Source organism: Vibrio sp. M60_M70 (genome assembly GCF_037162085.1).
Classification (GTDB): domain Bacteria; phylum Pseudomonadota; class Gammaproteobacteria; order Enterobacterales; family Vibrionaceae; genus Vibrio; species Vibrio diabolicus.
The window spans coordinates 434,765-457,807 of the sequence record NZ_JARLUL010000002.1 but is presented as its reverse complement, the minus strand read 5'-3'; the positions used below and the strand labels follow the sequence as shown (position 1 = coordinate 457,807).

26 protein-coding genes are annotated in these 23,043 nt (G+C 45.3%); 12 read left to right on the top strand and 14 right to left on the bottom strand.

Translation table 11 applies throughout. The annotated features are described in order from the left end of the window. Nucleotides 1-4: 4 nt before the first annotated feature. A complete protein-coding gene (locus tag P4S59_RS17870) occupies nucleotides 5-688 on the bottom strand; it encodes a spondin domain-containing protein (protein ID WP_337168792.1) in 684 nt (227 codons plus the stop codon). A 277-nt stretch (nucleotides 689-965) separates the two neighbouring features. Between P4S59_RS17870 and P4S59_RS17865 the strand changes: the two genes are divergently transcribed. From P4S59_RS17865 to gloA2, 3 genes are all read left to right on the top strand, one after another. Further along, entirely contained in the window at nucleotides 966-1,439 is a 474-nt protein-coding gene (locus P4S59_RS17865) for a hypothetical protein (protein ID WP_337168791.1), read from the top strand. Nucleotides 1,440-1,516: 77 nt separating this feature from the next. Further along, nucleotides 1,517-2,446: a LysR family transcriptional regulator gene (locus P4S59_RS17860; protein ID WP_124008081.1), complete on the top strand. Its 930-nt coding sequence runs from the start codon at nucleotides 1,517-1,519 to the stop codon at nucleotides 2,444-2,446. Continuing rightward, on the top strand, nucleotides 2,439-2,822 hold the full coding sequence (gene gloA2 / locus P4S59_RS17855) for an SMU1112c/YaeR family gloxylase I-like metalloprotein (RefSeq protein ID WP_337168790.1): 384 nt from the start codon (nucleotides 2,439-2,441) through the stop codon (nucleotides 2,820-2,822). The genes P4S59_RS17860 and gloA2 overlap by 8 nt, the downstream gene beginning before the upstream one ends. Here the strand turns inward: gloA2 and P4S59_RS17850 are convergent. The 5 genes from P4S59_RS17850 to P4S59_RS17830 form a co-directional block, all read right to left on the bottom strand. Continuing rightward, nucleotides 2,802-3,167 carry a hypothetical protein gene (locus tag P4S59_RS17850; protein ID WP_443089047.1) on the bottom strand — a complete coding sequence of 122 codons (366 nt, stop codon included), beginning with the start codon at nucleotides 3,165-3,167 and terminating at the stop codon, nucleotides 2,802-2,804. The two genes, gloA2 and P4S59_RS17850, sit on opposite strands and share 21 nt — an antisense overlap. A 176-nt stretch (nucleotides 3,168-3,343) precedes the next feature. Continuing rightward, on the bottom strand, nucleotides 3,344-3,733 hold the full coding sequence (locus P4S59_RS17845) for a cytochrome b562 (RefSeq protein WP_337168789.1): 390 nt from the start codon (nucleotides 3,731-3,733) through the stop codon (nucleotides 3,344-3,346). 155 nt (nucleotides 3,734-3,888) lie between these two features. After that, nucleotides 3,889-4,641, bottom strand: coding sequence for a phosphatase (locus tag P4S59_RS17840; protein ID WP_193621603.1), 753 nt, complete (start codon nucleotides 4,639-4,641; stop codon nucleotides 3,889-3,891). 83 nt (nucleotides 4,642-4,724) lie between these two features. Beyond that, nucleotides 4,725-5,171 (bottom strand): SRPBCC family protein, encoded by a 447-nt coding sequence (locus tag P4S59_RS17835; RefSeq protein ID WP_337168788.1) that lies wholly within the window; start codon nucleotides 5,169-5,171, stop codon nucleotides 4,725-4,727. 99 nt (nucleotides 5,172-5,270) lie between these two features. Then, complete coding sequence (locus P4S59_RS17830; RefSeq protein ID WP_337168787.1) at nucleotides 5,271-6,194, bottom strand: DMT family transporter; 924 nt, start codon at nucleotides 6,192-6,194, stop codon at nucleotides 5,271-5,273. 129 nt (nucleotides 6,195-6,323) lie between these two features. Here P4S59_RS17830 and P4S59_RS17825 point away from each other — a divergent pair, with 129 nt between their 5' ends. Both P4S59_RS17825 and P4S59_RS17820 read left to right on the top strand, forming a co-directional pair. Further along, the gene (locus tag P4S59_RS17825; RefSeq protein ID WP_006741976.1) at nucleotides 6,324-7,214 is read left to right on the top strand and encodes a LysR substrate-binding domain-containing protein; all 891 of its coding nucleotides are present in this window, start codon (nucleotides 6,324-6,326) and stop codon (nucleotides 7,212-7,214) included. A gap of 125 nt (nucleotides 7,215-7,339) precedes the next feature. After that, nucleotides 7,340-8,344, top strand: coding sequence for a S1 family peptidase (locus tag P4S59_RS17820; protein WP_443089052.1), 1,005 nt, complete (start codon nucleotides 7,340-7,342; stop codon nucleotides 8,342-8,344). A 16-nt stretch (nucleotides 8,345-8,360) separates the two neighbouring features. Here P4S59_RS17820 and fliJ read toward each other — a convergent pair whose 3' ends face one another. From fliJ to P4S59_RS17780, 8 genes are read right to left on the bottom strand one after another with little or no spacing between them, the layout of a single operon-like run. Beyond that, nucleotides 8,361-8,801, bottom strand: a complete 441-nt coding sequence (gene fliJ / locus P4S59_RS17815) for a flagellar export protein FliJ (RefSeq protein ID WP_005394844.1) — start codon at nucleotides 8,799-8,801, stop codon at nucleotides 8,361-8,363. Nucleotides 8,802-8,825: 24 nt separating this feature from the next. Next, complete coding sequence (gene fliI / locus P4S59_RS17810; protein ID WP_005394843.1) at nucleotides 8,826-10,172, bottom strand: flagellar protein export ATPase FliI; 1,347 nt, start codon at nucleotides 10,170-10,172, stop codon at nucleotides 8,826-8,828. Beyond that, nucleotides 10,165-10,920: a flagellar assembly protein FliH gene (fliH, locus tag P4S59_RS17805; RefSeq protein WP_152813198.1), complete on the bottom strand. Its 756-nt coding sequence runs from the start codon at nucleotides 10,918-10,920 to the stop codon at nucleotides 10,165-10,167. The genes fliI and fliH overlap by 8 nt, the downstream gene beginning before the upstream one ends. A gap of 4 nt (nucleotides 10,921-10,924) precedes the next feature. After that, a complete protein-coding gene (locus tag P4S59_RS17800) occupies nucleotides 10,925-11,938 on the bottom strand; it encodes a flagellar motor switch protein FliG (protein WP_005394839.1) in 1,014 nt (337 codons plus the stop codon). Beyond that, nucleotides 11,907-13,616, bottom strand: coding sequence for a flagellar basal-body MS-ring/collar protein FliF (gene fliF / locus P4S59_RS17795; RefSeq protein WP_005394837.1), 1,710 nt, complete (start codon nucleotides 13,614-13,616; stop codon nucleotides 11,907-11,909). Before fliF ends, P4S59_RS17800 begins: the two co-directional genes overlap by 32 nt. Before the next feature lie 41 nt (nucleotides 13,617-13,657). Further along, nucleotides 13,658-14,014 carry a flagellar hook-basal body complex protein FliE gene (gene fliE / locus P4S59_RS17790; protein WP_005375045.1) on the bottom strand — a complete coding sequence of 119 codons (357 nt, stop codon included), beginning with the start codon at nucleotides 14,012-14,014 and terminating at the stop codon, nucleotides 13,658-13,660. A gap of 15 nt (nucleotides 14,015-14,029) precedes the next feature. Further along, nucleotides 14,030-15,361 carry a sigma-54 interaction domain-containing protein gene (locus P4S59_RS17785; protein ID WP_006741978.1) on the bottom strand — a complete coding sequence of 444 codons (1,332 nt, stop codon included), beginning with the start codon at nucleotides 15,359-15,361 and terminating at the stop codon, nucleotides 14,030-14,032. Then, complete coding sequence (locus P4S59_RS17780) at nucleotides 15,361-16,377, bottom strand: MotY family protein (RefSeq protein WP_337168785.1); 1,017 nt, start codon at nucleotides 16,375-16,377, stop codon at nucleotides 15,361-15,363. Before P4S59_RS17780 ends, P4S59_RS17785 begins: the two co-directional genes overlap by 1 nt. A 384-nt stretch (nucleotides 16,378-16,761) precedes the next feature. Here P4S59_RS17780 and P4S59_RS17775 point away from each other — a divergent pair, with 384 nt between their 5' ends. Genes P4S59_RS17775 through flhA form a run of 7 tightly spaced genes read left to right on the top strand, consistent with a single transcriptional unit; the run spans nucleotide 16,762 to nucleotide 23,030 of the window. After that, complete coding sequence (locus P4S59_RS17775; protein WP_170902723.1) at nucleotides 16,762-17,580, top strand: FliM/FliN family flagellar motor switch protein; 819 nt, start codon at nucleotides 16,762-16,764, stop codon at nucleotides 17,578-17,580. Then, a complete protein-coding gene (gene fliN / locus P4S59_RS17770) occupies nucleotides 17,577-17,948 on the top strand; it encodes a flagellar motor switch protein FliN (protein ID WP_005398044.1) in 372 nt (123 codons plus the stop codon). Before P4S59_RS17775 ends, fliN begins: the two co-directional genes overlap by 4 nt. 18 nt (nucleotides 17,949-17,966) lie before the next feature. Further along, complete coding sequence (gene fliP / locus P4S59_RS17765; RefSeq protein WP_005398045.1) at nucleotides 17,967-18,725, top strand: flagellar type III secretion system pore protein FliP; 759 nt, start codon at nucleotides 17,967-17,969, stop codon at nucleotides 18,723-18,725. A gap of 13 nt (nucleotides 18,726-18,738) precedes the next feature. Then, complete coding sequence (gene fliQ / locus P4S59_RS17760) at nucleotides 18,739-19,008, top strand: flagellar biosynthesis protein FliQ (RefSeq protein ID WP_005375036.1); 270 nt, start codon at nucleotides 18,739-18,741, stop codon at nucleotides 19,006-19,008. Then, entirely contained in the window at nucleotides 19,008-19,784 is a 777-nt protein-coding gene (gene fliR, locus P4S59_RS17755; RefSeq protein WP_006741982.1) for a flagellar biosynthetic protein FliR, read from the top strand. Before fliQ ends, fliR begins: the two co-directional genes overlap by 1 nt. Beyond that, nucleotides 19,781-20,908: a flagellar biosynthesis protein FlhB gene (flhB, locus tag P4S59_RS17750; RefSeq protein WP_337168784.1), complete on the top strand. Its 1,128-nt coding sequence runs from the start codon at nucleotides 19,781-19,783 to the stop codon at nucleotides 20,906-20,908. Before fliR ends, flhB begins: the two co-directional genes overlap by 4 nt. Nucleotides 20,909-20,939: 31 nt before the next feature. Then, nucleotides 20,940-23,030: a flagellar biosynthesis protein FlhA gene (gene flhA, locus P4S59_RS17745; protein ID WP_337168783.1), complete on the top strand. Its 2,091-nt coding sequence runs from the start codon at nucleotides 20,940-20,942 to the stop codon at nucleotides 23,028-23,030. The last annotated feature ends 13 nt before the right edge of the window (nucleotides 23,031-23,043 follow it).

Here is a 23,043-nt window from a genome sequence, read left to right as displayed (position 1 = left end):
CCCCTTACTTCACAACAATTGTGATGGTTGCAACTGGGTTTAACCAACGATGGCTGCTGCTGTCTAGGTCACTGATGCCGCCGGTTGGATCGCTATCACCAAGGTTACCCGGATGCACGTGAACTTTGTCGTTAGTTACCGTTGCTTCAACGCCTGTGCCGCCAGTACCAAAGGTAATGAAAGGTGGGTTTGGCATGCTAGACGCAAGTTCATCGTTCGCTTCTGTACCGGCATCGTAACTTCTTAGCGTTGCTCGGTATGTACCCGCTTCCGTTGGAATCTTCCAGCTATCTAGACCGACGAAACCGTCATTGGTTGGCAGCAACATCGCGCTCAGAGAAAGATATCCGTGATCGCCACTGTCCAAGGTGAAGGTGGTTGCAACACCCGGATTCAAAATACCACCAGCAGGGTTCTCAACCACCGAACCACCAGCGTTACCAATCACACTAGCAAGCCCAGAGATATCACCGCCTTCTGCCATTGCTTCTAGTTCTGGCGTTGCCGCTTGACCCGTTCTGAACATTTGAAGGTCAGAGCCATGTGCGGCAACAATAAGTGGCGTAAAGTAGATGCCTTTGGTTGCGTTTGTCACGGTGATTTCCAATTGCGCCGCATTCACTGATGCAGAGCCTAGTGCCATAGCGACTGAAGTCATGACGAGTCCGAGTTGGGTACGTTTTTTCATTGTGATTCCATCCTTTAATGAGGGTTGAACTACCCAAGCCCATATGTGTACGGCTTTACTTCTTTGTTCGTGACTTGAGTAGGTTAAGCATTACGTTTCGAACGTTTTGCGTTCTTGCCTCTAAGAATGACGAGCAAATCTATCAGTAACTTCATCGAATTCTCATAAAATTCTCACAAGTTCTGTTCGAATTCTGTCAGCAGCACTTTTTGTATTTACACTTCGCGCTCTCGCCTCCTACAATGCGGAATTCCCTGTTTAAATCACTATTCTCACCATGATTCATAACGTTCTGTCTGCCTACTATGGCGAAATCTACGGCATCGCTTTTTTCAACCACTACTTGAGCCATTACGCCCAAAGTGAACAACAAACACTGTGGCAAACCTTAATTGATGTAGAAGAGCTCACCGCAGAAAAGCTCAAACCTGTACTGCTGACAAATGGCATGGATATCAAAAGTCGACACCACGAGATGCTGGATAAAGGCTTGGCAGATGCAACCAAGTGGATTGGTTTACCATGGCAAGAGTTGGTGGCAACTCTTCTGAAATGGGTAGAACCTTATGAGGTGAAGTATCGAGAGTGGCATGAAGAAGTGAAAGCTTCACAGCAGTATTCAACCGCTGAGCGAGAAGCTATCGAGTTGATTGCAGACCACGAAACGGCCATTTATCACTGTTGGCAGCAATACCATACTGGTGAATCTGGCTTGCATGCACTCCATGCATTTTTGGCAAAATATCGTTAAAGCGAGACGGTGACACTTGAACCTCGTGAAACCGTACCAGACAATATCGTTATTCCGCTGCGCAGAACTGAACAATTATGGTTAATCCAAAACTCATTGCCCTACTTCCTGATCTTGCTTCGTTTATCTTAGTGGTAAACGAAGGCAGTTTTACCGCTGCAGCCAAACAACTCGGCGTGACGCCATCGGCTTTAAGTAAGTTGATCACCCGACTAGAGCAAGCGCTCTCGGTCAAATTGTTTGAGCGTACGACTCGTAAGTTGATCATCACTCAAGCAGGACAAAAGGTTTACGACCAAAGCATCGCAATGGTGAATGCCGCGCAGCAAGCCGTTGAGCTATCTGCGGAAGATCATGCCGAGCCAACAGGCGCACTCACAGTGGCAGCTCCTGAAGCATTTCTTAATTCGGTGCTTCAACCGTTTGTGTTGCCATTCCTAGAACGTTATCCAAATATACAGCTTAAGCTGCGTGCAGCAGATGGTGAGATCGATCTGTTCCGCCAAGGTATTGATGTCGCGTTTAAGCTCACCGACAAACCCGATGAGAATTTGGTACTCAAAGAGATCAGCAAGACCAATCTTGTCTTATGTGCCTCTCCAGATTACCTCACCAAACACGGTATGCCTGAGCATCCGACTGAGCTTGAGCAGCACGATTGTATTTACCTTGCCGAAAACGACAAAGACAACATCTGGTCGTTCTTTAAAGAGGAAGCATTCCACTCCATTGCAGTGAGCGGGCGTTACGCCGTCAACCATTCTCAAATGCGCTTGAACGGGGTTAAGTCTGGCTTGGGAATTGGGATCTTCCATGACTTCGTGATCAAAGACGCGTTAGAGCAAGGAGAAGTGGTAGAGGTGCTACCGGACTGGATGATCAAGAGTAACTACCACGGTGCTATCGCGATGCAGTATGCGCAAACCAAATACATGCCTGCTCGTCTGCGCGTGTTTATCGACTTCGTTAAGGAGCATTTAGTCTCCGAGGACACTAACCATGTTTAATGCCATTCATCACGTCGCGATCATTTGCAGTGATTATCCAAGGTCAAAACGCTTTTACACCGAATTGTTAGGGCTAAAAGTCATTGCTGAAAATTATCGTGAAGCCAGAGACTCCTACAAGCTTGACCTCGCTTTACCTGACGGTAGCCAAGTTGAACTATTTAGCTTTCCGGACGCACCAGAGAGACCGAGCTTTCCTGAAGCTCAGGGGTTACGCCACCTTGCTTTTCAAGTGGATGATGTCGAGCATGTTAAAGAATATTTAGAGGCGAGAGAAATTGAGGTAGAGCCCATTCGCATCGATGAATTTACAGGCAAAGCGTTTACCTTTTTCAAAGATCCAGATGGCTTGCCGCTAGAAATTTATCAACGCTAACTTTGGTGGGGCACGAGGAACTGGCGTTTCAAATCGTACACTTAGAGCCAAAAAAGTGTAGCTTTCAGAAATGACCAAGCTCAGTTGTGGAAGTATTGGTGTAGTTGGAAGTGAATCATGATGAAAAGTCGAAAAGTGGCTAAAAGGACAAGGTTTGCCTTTATGGCTGACGGCATTGTCACTTTCTTCGATTTGAACCAATTCAAAACCATTAAGCGTACATAGCGTCGCCCACACGCCCATGCTGTTACCATGAGCATTGATAACAGGCATCAGCGTCACTAGCACCCAACTTAGAGCACTAGCAAATAGCATGGAGCGATAAAAAGGAATTAATGTACGCATAACGGTGACTTAACAAATTTCATTCAGCGTAACTAATTCTGAGTGCTAGCTCAAAAACAGGATCAATAAGTGGTTGCCACCTCACAGCTTTTCTTCAATAACGCAATTGACAGACACAAAAAAGCCCACCCAAACGGCAGGCTATTTTCATATTCTATTGTCAGCTTTTATCACGATTAGCCGAACAGCTTACTCCAAATACTTGGGTTACGCTTGTCGTGGTATTCTTCACGTAGGCTATCAATTTCACGTAATTGTGCTTTCGCGTCTTGCAGGTTACCAGCGTCTAAGTCTGCTTCAATCTTGTCTAACGTTACCGTTAGTTTATTAAAGCCTTCTAAGTAGGTATCGAATTTCTCTGGTGGATAGTTACCGCGCTTAGATTGCTCGACGATTGCTTGCAAGCTATCAATTGCAGACTTCATGGTTTCAACATCCGACGCTTCTGCCGCCTGTTTGAATTCCATCTTCATCTGCTTCATGTTTTGTTTTAAATCAACCGCTTCCGCCATTGCGTATGTTGAGCCAAACGCAATCGCACACCCTAGGACTAAAGAACGTAACATTTTCACTTCTCCATTTATAGTGCCGAATTCTGTGTCGGCTTTATTTACCCAAATAACCCACGCCATAAAAGGCGACAAACTAGCTTAGTTGAGTATTTCCGGGTCGCAGTGTAAAGCAATCTTACGCCAGGTGCATACCTAAAATGTAATCAAGTTTATGCGTTGCGAATGTCGTCATACTCTGGAATTGGCTTACGGCCTCTCAGAGCTAAGAAAGACAAAAACTGCTGAGCGGTGTGAGTAATCACTTTTTTGCTATCGATACCCACTTTATCCATTAGCTCTCCAACCAAATCCAGATTACCAACATCATGGCAGAAATGTGCATCACTTCCTGTTGTGAAGAAGACACCGAGATCTTTACCGATTTGTGCAATCTCGTGGCAACGGTCTACGCTACCCACTCGGCTATTCCCTTTTAGCGTGGTGTTATTGATTTCAATCGCAACATTATGCTCTTTCGCGCACGCTAAAACGGCCTGAAAATCAAAGTCGAAATTTGGATTCCCAAGATGGCCAAGCGCATCAATACGACCGTTTTGAATCACATTAATGAGCGCTTCCGTATGAGTTTCTTTGTTTGCAGGACGAAAAACAGGTTCATGGAAACTTGCAATAACCCAATCTAGGTTACGATCGACACTCAGCGGAATATCGATGTCGCCTTCGGTATTAAGAATGTTAGATTCCACACCCCGAATGATCGCGATACCGTCTAAAAATCGAGGCAGGATTTTTTGGTTGGAGAAAAACCAGTAATGCGGCGCGCCCGGCATTGATTCCGCGTGATCAGTCGTACAGAACATATCCAAGCCGTTCTCTTTCGCCAATTTTGCATTTTCAATCAAGGTGCTGTACGCATGACCACTGGCGTACGTATGTGTATGGGTATCAACTTTAAATTCCATCATCCACTCTCTTAGGTGCGCTATCTTGCGTGCTATTGTATACCTACACGTGACGTACCGTCAGCCCAAGATGAGTATCAGACTTAAGCTTGCTCCTCACTGATGGCTTTTATTAGGGGCAACGCTTTTTCCCATCCGTGATTAAACATAGAAACAAAGTCGCTGTGCGTATGAATGGTGACATTGAGTAACAAACGATCACTGTTGGTGTCGATCTGATAGATCTCTCGTGATCCAATCCACTTAGATGCTAAATCTCCATCCAGTTGCTGCCTATTATCCGGATTAAAAATAGCAATGTGATGAAATTCAAGGCGCTGTTGCGGTTGCACGATATCGATAGTCGCTCGCGTTCCGCCCATATCGGGATCAAAAAAAGTGATGTCTTGCCCTTCTTCCCATATCCCATCAAATTGAGACTGGGGTGAGAAAGCCTGTGCCCAGCGTGTGTATAACTCAGCATCGGTTAGCACTTCCCACACCCGTTGCGGTGTAGCCGAAATCTCAACGTAATAATTTAGCGTAAGCATTATTTCTCTCCCTGAACCTTTCTTGACGCTAGTTCATTGTCAGAAAAAATCAAACCACACCTCTGATTTGCCTAACTTAATCCTCTATTTTCCGACAGGCTAAGAAGTTCTCGCTTGTAACCTGCCACCACGATGCGCCGTAAAGCGAACCCAACATGTGTTCAGTATGGTTGCGAGCACGATTAAACTCATCCCGATAATTTGGCTTTGGCTCATTCGGTCATCGAAAAACGCACTCTGCCAAACCGCAGTGAACAGTAGGTTAGTAAAAATAAGTGGTGCAAGTTGAGAGCCGCTGCTTGCCAGTTGATACGCTTTGGAGCGGAAAACTTGGGTGTTAATGATCATCAGGGACATCACGCCGAGCCACAGCATATTAGAAGAAACAGTAGATTCCATCACATTGGCTTTGAGTAAAACATCGATGTCGTTAAACAACGTTAGCGGTAACAGAAATACGGCAGCAAACCCAAACGCCCAAAAGTTGATTTCTAATGGCGACATATCAGTTTTACTCACTTTATATAGCGTAAGCTGAGAGCCGGAATTGAAGAGTCCACCAGCTAGACCGAGTAATAAATCCGAGCGCCAAGTAAACTCCCCACCAACTCCCGCCAACATAACCACTCCAGTAAACGCCATTGCTAAAGCAGCCAATGTTGAAACGCGAATGTGTGCTCCCATAAACAGCTTTTCAACCAAAGGAATAAATAATGGGCCAGTGGCAAACAATACCACCCCTTCTACCAGCGTTAACGTTTGTAATGACGCGATGAAACACAACTGTGATAAGCCGATACAGAAGGCGCGAAGCAAAATCGGTTTTAACGTCCCAGCTTTAGGAAAGGTAAGATTTTTGAAACGAAGTAAGACAAGCAAAATAAGTGCAGGAGCCAAAAAGCGTAAGAAGCTAAACAGTGTGACGGAAAGTTCACCTGTCAACTGCTTTGCTAACAACCCAGTAACAGATAAGCTTAACGTAGACATCAGCATGAAAAGAATAGATTTATTTACTGCATTCATTCGATACTCCTTAATATGTGGAGTATTTTATGAGATATCACTTATTGTAAATAGCGAGTAATATTAACCATTAATGTAAGAAAAACTTACAGGTTAACTTATCTCTCATCATGTTATGGTTTCTAAAATATGCGTAAATTAGTCCCTCTAAAATCCATCTATGCATTTGTCGCTGTGGCGGAATCTGGCAGCATGACAGAAGCAGCGCAGATATTAAGTGTGAGTCACTCGGCGGTGAGTCAGGCGATAAAATCACTGGAGACTCAGGTCAACAAACCTCTATTTGATCGCGTAGGCAGACAAGTTCAACTTAATGCTGACGGTAAAAAATATTATCGAAAGGTTGCGCCAGCTTTAGAACAAATTGTCGATGCCACAGAAGCGCTAATCCAAGACCAAAACTTGCAACGTATTACGCTTAATATGGTGAATTCCTTGGCGCTGCATTGGTGGATTCCGCGAATGTCGAGTTTACAGGACTTTGCTCCGCAATTAGACGTTCGTTTATCCAACCTGTCTGGCAGGTTTAATCTAGAACAAGAAGGCATCGACGCAGCACTCGTGCATGGAAACACCGAGGAATGGCAAGATTATTACTGTGAAAAGCTCAGTGAAGATGAACTGGTTTTGGTGTGTAGCCCTGAATTGATAGCTAAGACGAATGACTCAAATATCGCTCAACTGTTAAAGCAGTATCCCATCATTGAAGTCACTAACGAACGAAGAAAAAATGACTGGAACGTGTGGCAGAATGCGACTGGCATCCTGCGACCTAAAAGCAAAAAACCAATCACTTTTAATATGTCGATACAAGCCGTGCAGGCGACGACTCGTCGTTTAGGCTTATTGGTGACTCATCGCTTGTTTGTAAAAGATGACATCAAATATGGCCAGTTAATCGAGCTGGGTAAACCCGTCATTAATCCTAACCAACAGTTTTACTTTGTTTGCCCACCACACAAGCTAAAGCTGGAATCGTTTCACCTTCTGCGCTCGTGGTTGCAACAATCATTCAATTAAAGAAACCTTTTGTTAAGCACATTCATTGAAAAATTAGTATAAAGTTAGAAAGAGCAATTTTCATCCAAGGATGGTTTATGAAGCGGTATCAAATATGGTTAAGCGTACTCTGCCTCACAGTACCCATGAGTGCAGTCGCTGAAAGTGAAGACGCTCATTCAGAGCAAGGCATCTCAACGGCAATCATAGGCGGCCAACAAGCCACTCAAAATCAATTGCCCTTTTTCGCACGAATCATTCTACACAAAACTGGCGCTAATCAATTTGCCAACATCTGTGGCGGCACGATTGTTAATGACCGCTTCATTTTAACCGCCGCTCATTGTGTAGAGCCGAGTGTTTTTTCTGATGGATGGACAATCAATGATCTGCGAGTCTTAGTAAAAAACCCGACAATGAACGATGTGTTTGTTGAGGAATTCAAAGATGTTCGCTCTATCACTATCCATCCAAATTACGAGCCTAGTGATTTATGGATTAATGATATCGCCGTACTTGAACTTACCCACCCGATCACCGACAACGTTCAATCCATTACGTTGCCGCAAGATTTTGGTGATTACAGCAGCCAATCGGTTTATCAGATATTCGGTTTAGGGCAAACCTCGACTAACGATGAAAGTGGACCAAATTATTTGCGATGGGCGGAAGTAAAACCACTCACTGATGCGCAATGTGCTTCTTTAGTGACGGGGTTTAATGCTCAAGAAAGCTTATGTGCCAATGGGTTTCCTGAGCGCAGTTATACCGGTATTTGCAGCGGTGACTCTGGTGGCCCTCTCACCTATCAAGACAACAACGGAATGTATCAACAAATCGGTATTGTGAGCTATGGTTCTTCTGTTTGTGAATCCGCTGCGATTCCGAGTGTGTTTACTGAGGTTCTAAACTACACAACATGGATTGAAGCCCAAACCAGTTCGGGAGTGAAGACTCGTTACAATGCCCTCTTAGCAAGCACAGAAGATTATCATAGTGAAGGTGATTCCGGCTTTGAACCAGAAGATACCAACACATCTGGCTTTGAGGATAATGGCAGTAGTGGTGGCGCACTTGGCGCAGGGGTGATCATACTTGGAGGCTGGTTTGGTTGGCTAAGACGACGCCGCAGAAATTATTCGCGCTCCTAATAGCTTCGACAAGACATCATAATATCTTGCGCTTAACACGAGAGTTGATGATGTCTTCTATTATTTTTTGCTCTTTTTTCGCTTTTTCATAATTTTGCTTAGTACGCCATCGTTCGAGCACTTTTTCTAACCCTTGAACACGAGCGTGTTTGTGCTCCAGCGTTTTTTGTACAGACGCGCATTCCGCTTGCATGACGGCTTGTTCATGCTCATGGTGGCGAAGCATTTTTTGCAGCATTTGATCGACACGATTAAAGTTCATCAGTGCTGCGCTTGTCAGTGTTGGAACAGTTCTTGTTGATTGTCCCGCATGGCCTTTCAATGCTGACAATTGTTCCAACTGCATTGAAAGATGGGAGTGACGTTGGCGCATGGCATCAAGTTGCTGACCCACACGATCACGTTGCTTTTCTTCCATTTGTTGCAGCTTACCCACTGCTTTTAACTTGGATTTCATCTCAACGATACCACTCCCACTTGGTTAAGCACTTTGAAAAAGCTGCGCGAGCTCGGTCAAACTGGTTGGGTAATCCACTGACTCATTAGCGGCTTGTTGTAAATACGCACGTAAGTTTGGATACATAGCAACAGATTGATCTAATTCAGGATCTTGCCCCGGTTGATAGCCTCCTAACGGCAACAGTTCTTTCACCTGAAGATAGTTGGAGTACATCTGGCGGAAATTATTCGCGATCGTGCTATGCGCCTCCTGTGTACAGGTACTCATACAACGGCTGATAGACGCATTAATATCAATGGCAGGATAGTGCCCTTGCTCGGCAAGTTGACGCGATAATACAACGTGCCCATCTAAGATAGCACGCGCAGAATCCACGACAGGATCTTGCTGGTCGTCCCCTTCCGCCAACACGGTATAAATTGCGGTTAGGCTACCGTGCTGATTTTCACTGTTGCCCGCACGCTCAAGGAGTTGCGGTAACACGCTGAAGACAGAGGGCGGATAACCGCGAGATGCCGGAGGCTCGCCAAGCGAAAGAGCGATTTCACGCTGCGCCATGGCGTATCGAGTGAGAGAGTCCATCAACAACAGAACATCTTTGCCTTGGTCTCGAAAATACTCGGAAACGCGATGACAAAGCAGTGTGGCTCTTAACCTCATCAGCGGGGATTCATCAGCAGGAGCTGCGATGATAATCGCCTTCTTGCGCGCCTCTGGGGTTAAGTTTCGTTCGATGAACTCGCGTACCTCTCGGCCTCGCTCACCAATAAGACCGACCACAATCACATCGGCTTCGGTGTTTTTGGTGATCATCCCCATTAAAACACTTTTACCGACACCACTGCCCGCCATTAAACCAATGCGTTGACCTTTTCCGACGGTCAAGAGTCCATTGATTGCGCGCACCCCAACGTTGAGTGGGGTATCAACAGGACGTCTCTTCAAAGGGTTAATCGGTTTTGGTTCAAGTGAAACACGATCTCCCCCTTTTAGCGGTGCCCCGTCGTCCAACGGCTCACCTAAACCATTCAGCACTCGCCCTAACCACTGAGCACTTAACTGCACGGTACTGTCACCGTCCAGAGGAATGACTTTCGCACCAGCAAATAAGCCACCTAAGCGCCGAATAGGCATTAGGTAAGCAATAGTGTGCTCAAAGCCCACCACTTGCGCTTCGATCATGTCGCCTTCTGCGGTTTCTACGAGACAGCGCTGCTCCAGTTTAAACCGGCACCCAACGGCTTGTAACATTAAGCCGTTTACTTTAATCAAGCGCCCTGTCACGCGAGCAACAGGGATTGAATCGAGCGAAGCCAATGCTTCGCTCAAACGCTCACTCAATAGCTCATGGCTTAAGGTATTACTCATGCTCTGATTCTACCTGCGGAATACTAACTTCATCCAAAAGGTGTTGTTTTACATTGTCCATACAGGCTTCTAAACGAGAGTCGCAACTTGCATCCGCCTCTGCATCATCGGTCACTAGTTGACAGCCACCAATCGGAAGTTCCGTATTAGCCACCAGTTTCCAAGATTGTGGTAGATCAGCATTAATGTGAGTAATTCGTTCTAAATCCTGCGGATTTAAATGCACGGTTACGGTTTCCGCTTTGCCTGGCATGGAAGACAATGTCTCATCCACCAAAGCAAGGATCTGTTGAGGCATTAAAGTGAGCTCAGCACGAATCACTTGCTGAGCCACTTTTTGTACCAGCTCACAAATCATATGGCGTTGCTGTTGCTCTTTTTCGTCTTGCCAGCGAGACAGCGCATGAAAGAGCTCGTTCACGGGTTTCGCCGCCTCTAGAAAACTCTGTTTTCCTGACTGCTCACCAGACACAAAGCCTTTTTGGAAGCCTTCTTTTTGCCCATCTAGCAGACCTTGTTGCTTACCCTGCTCGATACCTTGACGTAAGCCTTCCTCATGCCCTTGCTGTAAACCTTGTTGAAAACCGGCTTCAAGCTGTTGTTGAATATCAACTTGCGGCTCTTGCCAACCCTGGTTATCTAGCCCGAATTCGTCTTCTATAGCCTTAGGCTGCGCCAAAGGCGGAAAACGGTGCAAACGGTATCCACTCGGCGGCAGTCGCATCGTACTTGATTTTGTCTCTACCATGACGTTACTCCACCGTTGGCTCTTCATAAAGAAGCAACTGAACTTCACCAGATTCATCCAACTCACGCACCATTTGCATGATGTCTTGACGCGCTTTTTGAACACGACTTAGCGCAACAGCCCCGCGCGCTTCCATATCGTCTTCCAGTGCTTTCACCATACGCTGAGGCATAGAACGTTTAATGGCTTGCTGTAACGTAATTTCTGAACCTTTGAGTGCAACTGCCCACAATTCTAGTGGGATCTGCTGCACCAGCATGTCCATGGTTTCTTCACGCTGACGACCAAGAACCATAAAGTCGAACATATTCTCTTCAATGGCATTAACGACATCTTCATCATGCAACTTCAGCATTTCCATCAACGACCCGCGATCACCTTCAAAGCGGTTAATGATGTCAGCAGCTTGCTTGACACCAGATAGCGGTGTGCTTTGGCTTGCAGATACTTTTTCAATGCAGCGCTCAACGAGCTCATGCAAATCAATAGCAACTTGATGATCGATGTCTTGCAGCTGAGCAATTCGGAACAAGATTTCGTCATGGTAATCTTGTGGCAGGTGCTTCAACACCGCTGAAGAGCTATCAGCTGGCAAATAGGCAAGAAAAATCGCTTGCATTTGCGGGTGCTCATTCACAATGAAACGAGCAAGCGTTTCTGCTTCTACCCACTGTAAGCGCTGCATATTGTTGCGAATTTCATCACCATACAGCGTATTCAGCAGCCCTTTTGCCAAATCATTACCCAATGCTTTACGTAGCGTATTAGACAAATATTCTTTAGAAGCTCCACGAATGCCACTGTGCTCACGAAAGTCTTCAAAGAAAGTTTGAATAACGCCGCGAGCGGAATCGCTCTTAATGCCATTCAACTTCGCCATTGCACGAGTCACCCGCTGGGTTTCATCACGGCTAAAGTGCTGTAAAACCTTCGCAGCGGCATCCTCGCCCATGCCTAATAGCACGAGCGCGGTTTGTTCTACATAACTAAGCGTCTGCTTTGATGGAACTGTGTTCATTGATGTTTACCCATTGTTTCAGTATTTCGGCTACGCGCTCTGGCTCTTCATTGGCAATAAGCTGTAGGTGTTTCAATTGAATCTCTAGTGGCGAACCGGCTGGAGGCAGCATGTCGCTGTTTACATCTAAACCGGAAGAGGCTGAGATACCTTTTTCTGATAGACGACGATCAAGCACTTCTTCATGCTCACGCTCTTCACGCGTTTGCAGGTTGTCGTAATCAGGCTCTTCTTGCGGCTCTGCAAAGTCTAACTCTGGTACTGGCTTATCAACGCCAGTGAGGTGCATGATCAATGGGCGTAGTACGAAGAAGATCATCGCCAAGCCTAACAAACCACCGATAACGTAACGTATTGGCTGCTGTACTGTAGGGTCTTGCCACCACGGCAGCGCAGGAGGCGCATCAATTTCAATTGGAGTGAAGTTGAAGCTCATCAAGCTTAAGCTGTCGCCTCGTGCCGCAGAAATACCGACAGCATCCATGATCATATTTGAAATCTGCTCTTTATCTGCTTCACTCCAAGCAACACCATCCGGAGAGGCTTTCGAGTTCAACAGTACCGACACACTCATTTTCTCAATTTGACCTTGTTGGTATTGAGTACGACGAACACTACTCCCCACTGCATACTGACGGTTTACTTCAGAGCGTGCGTTAGTGTTTTGGCTATCGTTCGTTTCTACTTCTTCACCAGTTACCGGCGGTTGGTTGCTTAGAGAACCTGGTACGCCTAGCGCAATTTGGTCAACTGAGTTGTTGTGAATGGTGTGCTCGTTACGTACGACAGGTGCGTTATCCAAAATCTCTTGCGTTTCTTCAACTTGGCTAAAGTCCATATCGGCAGCAACTTGCACACGGAAGTTACTCGGACCCACAATTGGCGTAAGCATGTCTGCTGCGCGTTGAATGATCTGCTTCTCAACGTTCTTTTGATATTCAAGGTATTTTGCATTGACTTTACCTGCTTCCGCCGAAGCAACATCTGCACTGAGTAAACGGCCATATTGGTCGATAACAGATACAAATTCAGGCTTCATCGCCGTCACGCTACCAACCACTAAGTTGATGATTGCTTCAACTTGCTCAGACTTGAGGTCTTCGCCAGGTTTCAGCTCAAGCATCACTGACGCTGAAGGGTTCTCGCTGTTTTGACGAACAAATAAGGTTTGACGAGGAATAGCTAAGTGAACACGCGCATTCGCCACTGAATTCAGAGACATGATAGTGCGTACTAACTCACCTTCTAAACCATGACGGTAACGCGCCGTTTCCATAAATTGGCTTGTACCGAGAGAGCTGTCTTCTTTAAGCGAATCCAAACCTGTTGGCAGTTTGGCTTTAACACCTTTTGACGCAAGCAACATGCGAACTTTCGCAACTTCGCCTTCTGGCACAAGAACTTGGCCATTTTGCTCTTGCATACGGTAGCTTACACCTTCGCTTTCTAATACCGAGACAATCTCTCCGATATCAAAACGTTCTTGTTGGCTATACAGTGGACGGAAGCTTTGTGAGGAACTCCAAAGAGCGACCACAATGATTGCCGCAACAATCGCAGCGAGTACGGCAGATAACACTAGGTTTCTCTGGCTACTCGACCAGATTTGCTTCAGCTTCGTTGTTACATCGTCCATGCTATTCGCAGTAGAAAATGTCTGTGCTGAGCCGGAGGTCATGGCTGTATTTCCGGCGACTTGGGGGTTAGTTCTGACATGAATTACACCGGCATCTTCATAATATCTTCAAATGAGGTCACGACTTTGTTGCGCACTTGCATCAAAGCATTAAATGATAAGCTGGCTTTTTGGCTAGCGACCATCGCACCAACTAGGTCATCACTTTTTCCTGTTTCTACGGCCGTCATTTTTTGACTAGCCACTGATTGATGTTGATTCACTGTATCCAACACATTTGTCATCGCTTGTGAGAACGATAATGGTGCGTTTAGTGATTGTTGATCTAAAGGATTTGCACTCACGATAAACTCTGGCGGCTGCACTTGTGCCTGCATCGCCTGCATTTTTGACAACATAAGTTGCTCTGCCGAGACCGCATGAGTAGGTTGACTTGCCATCTATTTTTTCTCCTATTAGGCAGCCGAGCCTAGTGCCGACTGTAAATCAATACCATGTTCTCGCATGGCTGCGAGTTTGTAGCGTAGCGCTCGAGTTGATACTCCAAGCGCGTTTGCGGTTTTCGTTCGGTTTCCACCAAACTGACGTAATTTTTCTAAAATAAATTGATATTCGGCCTGCTTCTTCGCTTCTACATGACCAAAGCTTGAAGCTGGCTCAGCGGATGGAACTGGCGCAACAAGTTCAATAGGCAGCATCAGATCATGGGCAGTAATGTAGTCACCATGACGCATGACCAATGCACGCTGAATGACATTTTCCAACTCGCGAATATTGCCTGGCCAGTGATACTGACTCAGCGCACTGATCGCATCTTGGGATAGATGACAGCGACTGCTATCTTGATACTTTTCAATAAAGAATTGGCTGATCGGTAAAATGTCTTCTTTTCTTTCACGCAAAGGCGGCCAGTGCAGAGGCAAAACATCCAATCGGTAATAAAGGTCTTCACGGAATGTGCCTTTTTGAACTTCTTCCCGTAAGTCTTTATTGGTTGCCGCAATAACACGAATATCAAGCTTCACCGCCTTGTGGCTACCTACGCGTTCCACTTCACGCTCTTGAAGAACGCGTAATAACTTGGCTTGAACTGCAGGGGACATTTCTCCGATTTCATCTAGCAAAATCGTCCCGCCATTCGCTTCTTCAAACTTACCGCTTTGAGAGTTAGTCGCTCCTGTGAAGGCACCTTTTACATGACCAAATAGAACCGCTTCTAGCATCGACTCTGGAATGGCGGCGCAGTTAACCGCCACAAATGGACCATCAATACGTGGAGAGTGCTCATGCACATATCGAGCCAGCACTTCTTTACCCGTTCCCGATTCGCCTGTAATTAACACACTGGCGCTGGTGCAAGCGGCACGATGCGCCAATTGCAGTACCTGTTTGCTTCGCCAAGATTCCGCAACAATGTTGGCCATTGGCTTACCTAGCGCTTCAACGCGCTTCAGTAAATTGAGCAGCTGATTCGCTTCAAATGGGCGTAATAGATAATCGGTTGCTCCCGATTTCATCGTCTCAGCCGCCAAGATTCCCTGCTCTTGATCGACAATAGCGATAACAACACCAGAGTTACGTTGCTTTTGGTGGCAAGCAACAAACTCGCGGACACACATGTCCGGTAAAGTAGAGCTCACAAGAGTGATTTCTGCTCGCTCTTCAAGTAATGCGCCTCGGCCAGTACGAGTGTGTTTTGCGGTGTAACCTGCATTTTGCAACACATCCAATACTGGTTGAGCAAGAGCTTCATTCGGCTCAACCAACAAAATTTTCGTTTTCGTCATCATTGAACCTTAACTTTCGTTTGTTGATTTTGTTGTACATCAGGGTGGTGTTTCACTGCCGTTCGCTCGTTATCTCTCACTAGGCGCAACGTTACGCGTCGATTTTTCGCTTGGCCCTTCGTCGAACTATTGCTGGCAATTGGGTAACGAGAACCATGCGCTCTTGTTTCGAGCATCGATTTATCAATACCAAGTTCAACTAAGGCCTCGGCAACTTGTTCTGCTCTAGTACGCGATACTGAAAGGTTCGCCAAACTAGAACCAACGTTATCGGTGTGGCCATCAATTAGAATCTTGGTCACACGATCATCAACAGATACATAGCTATTTAGCGCTGCGAGCGTTTCTTGCTGCTTACGACTGAGCGCCTTCTGACCAAAGTCAAAAGACAGAACAAGATTTCGTGCCTCTGAAAACGAAAGCTTAGGCAAACGCGCTCGACAGGCATTAAATGACTTGAGCGCGTTTTGAATTTGAATAGTCGGAATCACAATCTCCGACAAAGAGGAAGCATCACTTCCCTTTAGTGACAACGTCACCCAATTACCAGTAGCAATTAAATCCATGAGTTCATCAGCACCTTTGCTGAAGACAAATCGTTGGGATGGCTTAGTAAAATCAAGGGTGGCAAACTCTTTTCTATAAAGCTCACTAGACCAAGGGGCACTTTGACTTATTAGAGCAATCGTTTTCCATTTATTATTTTCATAATGTATATCGGAAATAAAATAAGTTTTATTGTTAGGTTCCGAACGGAAATAAAACTTCCCATACGGCGTGCTTGAGTGCAATAAGTTGCATTCAAAGTTGTTTCCTTTATATGTCCACTTTGAAAGGTCCATGGGGATGGTCACAACCTCACCTGAATATGTCACCTTAGACACTAGCAAACTGACAAAAATAAATATTTTACAATTTATTAAACCGTTAGGGTTCATGTATATCTTACAATTCCATGACCTTATCAATTTAATTAAATATGCCACTAAGCCGTGATAACTGGCATAGTTAATCATGTTAATTACCTATTCTGAATATTGAAACTGGTTACAAAATACTCACAAGAGCATAGCCAAACCTTTGAAATCAAGATTTAAGCTTTAAAAACAATGTCTTATATTTTAATTATCTAAATTAGCTGTTACACCATGAAGATGGTTTTAAAAAGTTAATAACAACTAAAAACGCTTAATATTTTTATATTTTCTTATTAAGCAATTTATAAAGGAAACTAACCCTTTTTAAATTTTATTAAAAGATTAAGACTATATGCTCAAGGCAACATGTGAACTAAAGTCACAATCTTAGAGTTTGAAACTAAAAGATCATTAAAATTTCTGTGTAGACTACACGCCATTAAGTTAAAACAGTTTCGATTGTTAACGCACGGTAAAATATAAATGGAAAATAGAGTTAGCGAGCCTATTTCTGATATTCAACTACTTGATGTAGAATTATTAGGCAAACCTATTCATATCATTCGTGAAAAGCTTGAAGGCTTGATTTCAGAGTCTTGTTCCAGCCTTACGATTGAATTACAAAATTGGCTCAGTACGAGTAAAGTGGAAGCTAGCTTAACCTCTGTAGACTTGCATCGCTTTACACCAATAAAAATGGATAAAGACCAAACGTCAACCTATCAACACCAAGAGGGCGGCATGGTATTTGTTCATGGAGATGCTCACACGTTAATAAAACTGGCAGATCGGTTCTATGGCGCCAGCACTGAGCGTTCAGCAACAACACTGACAGCAAGTGACCTCCGCTTACAAGAGCGAATCAGTCGTATCATTATTGGTTGGCTTGCACCAGGTGAGATGTGGGAAATGGGTGAGTACGAAGCGCCCCGAGGGATTGGAATTAACGTGCAATTAAACATCGCGTTTGACGATCACCAAGGCTCAATTCATCTCAAACTAGATAACCACCTTATTCAAACACTGATCGAGCAGCTTGAACTGCAGCCCGATACGGATTTGTACCAACCATTCTGTCGCTCTTTAGAGGCAACGCCTGTTCGACTGAATGTTGTTTTAAGTAAAAAGAAGATGCCGTTGAGCGACGTTGTTGGCTTACAACCTAACGATATTTTACCAATTGAGCTTCTTAATACGGTTCCAGTCAGCATTGGTAACCAATCTTTATTTACAGGTCGTATTGCTGAGCAAGACGGCCAACTTGTTTTGATCTTTAACCCTGATAAGGAACCGCAGCGATGAGCGAAGCGCCAGAAACGAATGCATTCGACGCAGAAGAATTGAACTTTGACGACTTTCAATTAGAAGACTTTGAAGCTGAAAGTACGCTCCAACAAGAACCAGCAACTGCGGAACGTGATCTTAGCTTTTTCAAAAGTATTCCCGTCACTGTCACGCTGGAAGTTGCAAGCAAAGAAATCCCACTTGGGGACTTAATGAAAGCCGGAGAAGGCACGGTTATCGAACTTGAAAAGCTCAATGGTGAGCCTTTAGACGTAAAGGTAAACGGCTCTCTAATGGGTCACGCTGAAGTCGTCGTCGTTAATGATAAGTACGGACTTCGTCTGATCGATGTACATGACTCTGCATTGAGTGGCGTTGGTCAATAATCTTAGGTAGGCATCACAATGAAAAATCTGAGCGCTTGGCACCGTTGGTTACCTCTTTTGGTACTGGTGTCACTTTTGTTTGCTTTCCCAACCATGGCGGCAGACAACGGCTTAACTATCCTGTCCGTTTCTGATGGCGACACACAGCAAGAATACAGCGTTAAATTGCAAATTCTGTTGTTGATGACGGCGCTCAGTTTTCTTCCAGCATTCATTCTGATGGCAACGAGCTTTACTCGGATTATCGTCGTCCTCGCGATTTTGCGCCAAGCCCTTGGTCTTCAACAAAGCCCTCCTAACCGCGTATTGGTTGGAATTGCTTTGGCATTGACCTTGCTGATCATGCGACCTGTTTGGAGCGATATTCATGAAAATGCATTTCAACCGTATGACAATGGTGAAATCACGCTAATACAAGCATTCTCTGTAGCAGAGAAACCAGTGAGAGAGTTCATGCTGGCACAAACTCATCAAAGCTCTCTTGAGCAAATGCTGCGTATTGCCAATGAACCACTCGACCAAAACGTTGAGGATATTTCTTTTGCGGTTGTCTTGCCTGCGTTTGTCATCAGTGAACTAAAAACCGCCTTTCAAATTGGCTTTATGCTCTTCATCCCCTTCTTGGTTATCGACTTGGTTGTCGCCAGTGTGCTCATGGCAATGGGTATGATGATGCTATCACCTTTGATTGTTTCACTCCCTTTTAAACTGGTGGTGTTTGTACTCGTGGATGGCTGGGCAATGACGGTTGGCACATTATCTGCCAGTTTCGGTTAAATAGGAGCATGCTATGACCCCTGAACTAACCGTAACGTTATTTTCCGATGCAGTATGGCTGATCATTTTGATGGTTGCGGTACTGGTTGTTCCTGGCTTAATTGTCGGTTTGTGTATCGCCGTTTTCCAGGCCGCCACACAAATCAACGAGCAAACACTCAGCTTTTTACCACGTTTGCTCGTTACGCTATTGATGGTGATTTTTGCGGGTCATTGGATGCTCCGAAAAATCATGGAACTGTTTGATTTCTTATTCCACAACATACCGGGGATGATTGGCTAATGGCCATCACATTTGCAGAGCTCTCAGCGATACTCGGTCAACTCTGGTGGCCGTTTTTTCGTGTGGGAGCTGTATTTATTTCGATGCCCTTCTTTGGTGATGCAATCATTCCCGTTTGGATCCGTACCTTACTGGCACTTTCGATCGTCGTGATTACCGCACCATTGATGCCACCAATGCCACAAGTCGAATTATTCTCCATGACGTCTCTATTCCTTGCTTTTGAGCAAGCGATTTGGGGCGTGATGTTTGGGCTAATTTTGCACATGCTCTTTAACGTTTTCACCATGCTTGGTCAGGTCGTTTCTCTGCAAATGGGATTGGGTATGGCAATGATGAATGATCCTATCAACGGGCTTTCCGTCGCCATTTTGGGCCGCATATTTCTTATATTTTCAACCTTGTTATTTCTCGCGCTAGAAGGACATTTGCTCGTCATTGATATCGTGATTCAAAGTTTTGTCGTGTGGCCGGTCGGTTCTGGAATCACTTCGCTTTCTCTGCAAGGCGTTGTAAATATTTTCGGCTGGATGTTTGCCTCTGCTTTAGCACTAGCGTTGCCTGCCATTGTTTCAATGCTCCTAGCCAACATCAGTTTTGGTGTGATGAATCGCGCCGCCCCCTCACTCAACGTGTATGCATTAGGTTTTCCAATGACGATGCTTCTTGGCCTGTTCAGCGTATTAATTTCAGTATCTGGTGTGCCGGGTCGCTACACCGCACTTGTGCACGACACCATCAGACACTTGAGTAACTTTATGTTGGGGGGCGCATGAGCGATCAATCGTCTCAGGACAAAACTGAAAAAGCCTCGCCGCAGAAAGTAAAAAAAGCACGTCAGGAAGGACAAATTCCTCGTGCTAAAGAGTTTACTACTGCGGTGATATTTCTAGCGGTGGCGCTCTACTTTTACTCTCAGCTCAATAGCATTTGGGAAAGTATGTCAGGTATTTTTCGCTACAACATGATGCTGACGCGAGCCGACCTAGAAAACCCTAAACAGTTTGTCGAGCAATTGGGACAAAGTTTAGCGGTAATCATCGACATGTTATTACCGTTGTTTACCGTCATTATTATCGTGACCTGTGGTAGCAGCCTTGTACTAGGCGGTTGGATGTTCCGTCCGGCGAACGTTATGCCAAAGCTGAGCAAAATTAATCCTTTAAGTGGGATAAAGCGTATTTTTTCGACACGCTCAGTGGTTGAACTCTTAAAGTCCACGTTCAAAGTAGCCGTGATCTTCGGCATCTTATATGGCTATTTAGACAACCACCTACAGCCATTACTTGGCATGCAAAACCTTCCGCTCAGCCAAGGTTTTTCTCTAGTAATGTCTATTCTCTTTGAAGGCTTACTGTTGATGGGGTTTGCGTTATTGTTATTTGGTGTTGTAGACATTCCCTACCAACGTTGGGAGCACCTAAAAGAGCTGCGTATGACCAAACAAGAGCTGAAGGAGGAATTCAAGAACAACGAAGGCCGCCCAGAAGTAAAGCAGCGAATCCGTCAAATTCAACAGCAGTTTGCACGCCGTAAAATCGATAAGATGGTACCAACGGCTGACGTGATCATCACTAACCCAACTCACTACGCTGTCGCTCTGAAGTACGAACCTTCACTTTCTGATGCTCCATTTGTAGTTGCAAAAGGCGTAGACGAAACAGCCATGCACATTCAACGAATCGCCCGAGAAAACAAGGTGGAGATCATCAACTCACCACCGTTGACTCGTTCGATCTATCACACCACGGCGATTGAACAAGCAATCCCAAGCCAACTGTACATTGCCGTGGCACATATTCTTACTTACGTTTTGCAATTGAAAGCCTTCCGTAAAGGTGAAGGAAACGAGCCAACTCCTTTGCCTCATTTTTCGATTCCAAAGCATTTGCAGCACTGATTAACCCGCGTTTATCCAAGGACACGAAAGTATGCTTAACCGGTTAAAACAACTTCAAACATCAACCAAAGGCTACATTGGCATTCCAATTGTCTTGCTAATGATTTTGGCAATGGTGATTTTACCTTTGCCTCCCCTGCTATTGGATGCGTTATTTACCTTCAATATCGTCTTGGCAATACTAGTATTGCTGGTCAGCACTACCGCAAAGCGACCATTAGACTTCTCAGTTTTTCCAACGATTTTGTTAGTCGCGACATTATTGCGTCTTACACTGAACGTCGCTTCCACACGAATCGTACTCCTAGAAGGACATAATGGGGGGGATGCGGCAGGTAAAGTCATCCAAGCGTTCGGTGAAGTCGTTATTGGCGGTAACTACGTCGTTGGTATGGTGGTGTTTGTTATCTTGATGATCATCAACTTCGTCGTAATTACCAAAGGTGGCGAACGTATCTCTGAGGTGTCAGCGCGCTTTACTTTGGATGCCTTACCGGGCAAACAGATGGCGATTGATGCCGACTTAAATGCCGGTCTTATCGATCAGGAAACCGCTCGATTGCGTCGTAAAGAAGTCGCTAACGAAGCCGATTTCCACGGCTCGATGGACGGTGCCTCAAAGTTTGTGCGAGGCGATGCTATCGCTGGTTTGCTGATTCTGTTTATCAACATCATTGGTGGTATCAGCATCGGCGTCTTTGAGCATGGACTCGCAGCATCTGACGCCTTTAAAACATACGCACTACTTACAATCGGTGATGGCTTAGTAGCTCAAATTCCGTCACTTCTATTGGCAACGGCTGCAGCGATTATCGTTACGCGAATTAATGATAGCGATAATGGCATGTCGGAAACCATGCAAAAACAATTGCTGGCAACCCCGGCGACACTGTTTACCGTCGCAGGCATCATGGCTGTGATAGGCATGGTACCAGGCATGCCACATTTGGCCTTTTTTGCTTTCGCGGGTGCTTTAGCTTTCGCGGGTTGGCGTCAAACGAAAAAGCCCGTGCAAGACTCCCAAATCGAGGAGGTCGAAGCACTTTCACAAGCCATGCAAGAGGACGATACACCACTTACGTGGGAAGATATTCCTCATGTTCAAACGTTGTCACTTTCCCTGGGTTACCGTCTCGTTCACCTAGTCAACAAAGAACAAGGTGCACCTTTATCACAGCGTATTCGCGGTGTGCGCCGTAACCTATCTGAACAAGTCGGCTTTTTATTACCAGAGGTACGTATTCGAGACAACCTAAGCCTTAAACCGAATCAGTATACAATTTCTCTCAATGGCGAAGTGATCGAACAAGGCTTTATCGAGCCAGAACGTTTGATGGCGATTGCAGTCGGAGAAACGTACGGTGAAGTAGATGGTATTTTGGGCAGTGATCCTGCTTACCAATTACCAGCAGTGTGGATTGAACATCAAGACAAAGCGAAAGCGCTGAACATGGGTTATCAAGTGGTCGATGATGGCACGGTCATCGCGACTCATATTAGCAAGATAATGAAAACAAACCTTGCTGAGTTGTTTACTCACGACGATGTTGAAGCTATGACGCAACGTTTGACACAGCAAGCACCGAAGTTAGCCGAAGCCCTAGCCGCGGCACTTAACCCTGCGCAGCAACTCAAAGTATATCGCCAGTTGTTACTAGACCAAGTGCCACTAAAAGATATTCGTACGATTGCTAACACGATGCTGGAGTCCGCGGAAAACACTAAAGACCCGATTTTACTGGCATCTGATGTGCGTTGCGCACTAAAACGCACGCTCGTAAACCTGATTGTGGGACAGAAAAACGAATTAAATGTCTATGCTCTCTCTGATGAACTAGAACAAATGCTACTGACTTCGCTACAACAAGCACAATCTTCTGGTACAGTAATGTTAGACAGCTTCCCAATTGAGCCAAATATTCTTGGTCAGTTCCAACAAAACTTGCCACTGATAAGACAACAGCTCAAACAACAGGGATTACCTCCGATTCTTCTCGTTATGCCTCAGTTACGTCCACTTCTGGCTCGTTACGCACGCACATTTACGCAAGGACTGGCAGTATTGTCTTACAACGAAATTCCAGAAAACAAACAAATCAATGTGGTAGGAAACCTTGGTTAATCTTATTTCAACA